Origin of the sequence: Tardiphaga robiniae (genome assembly GCF_001618955.1) — a bacterium.
In the GTDB taxonomy this organism is placed as follows: Bacteria; Pseudomonadota; Alphaproteobacteria; order Rhizobiales; family Xanthobacteraceae; genus Tardiphaga; species Tardiphaga robiniae_A.
Genome location: NZ_LVYV01000026.1, coordinates 1 through 709 on the forward strand (window position 1 = coordinate 1; position 709 = coordinate 709).

General features: G+C 63.9%; 1 protein-coding gene. It reads left to right on the forward strand.

Features of this window, described 5'->3' with window-relative positions; genetic code table 11:
- Positions 1–172 precede the first annotated feature (172 nt).
- Positions 173–709 (forward strand): IS110 family transposase (locus A4A58_RS20115; RefSeq protein WP_139069889.1); only part of this gene is annotated, 537 nt, incomplete at its 3' end.

The window sequence follows — 709 nt, forward strand, 5'->3', positions numbered from 1 at the left end:
GAGATTCCTGTATCTGTCGATCTGTCACGCGCATAGTGACGGCAGGCGGAGATAGCCCGTTAGATTCCAGGCCCGATCGGCCGTAACCCGGCATGGGCATCTCGCCTGTTTTGTCTGATCGAACAGTCGCAAGGGCGCCGGATCGTGGTCGCCCGCATACAGGTCTGATCCCATGACAGCTCAAGCGCTTGCAGTCGCAGCCGGCATCGATGTCGACCAGCGTTTTCTCGATATCGGCCTTGCCCCCTCGGGCAAGACCTTCCGTGTTCCCAATGCGCCGACCGGCATTGCAACCATCGTTGCACGCCTGGCGCAGGATGGCGTCAGACGTGTCGTGCTCGAGGCGATCGGCCCCTATGCGCAGCGATTGGTGCTTGCGCTTGCCGCCGCAGGCTTCGAGGTCGGTATCGTCAATCCACGGCGGATCAAGGCGTTTCGCGATGCCGAGGGCCGCCGCGCCAAGACTGACGGACTGGACGCACGGCTGATTGCACGGTTTGCTCTCGCCATGACCGATGCGATCCGCCCGCTGCCATCTGCCGATCAGCTTGCTCTCAAGGCCCTCTCGACGCGCCGCCGTCAGCTCACCGAGATGATCGCCATGGAGAAGACCCGGCTCAAGCAGACCGACGAGCCGCTGCTGCTCGCCAGCCATCGTGCCGCCATCGCGGGCCTCACCGAGCAATGCCGGCAGATCGAGGCGGAGCTG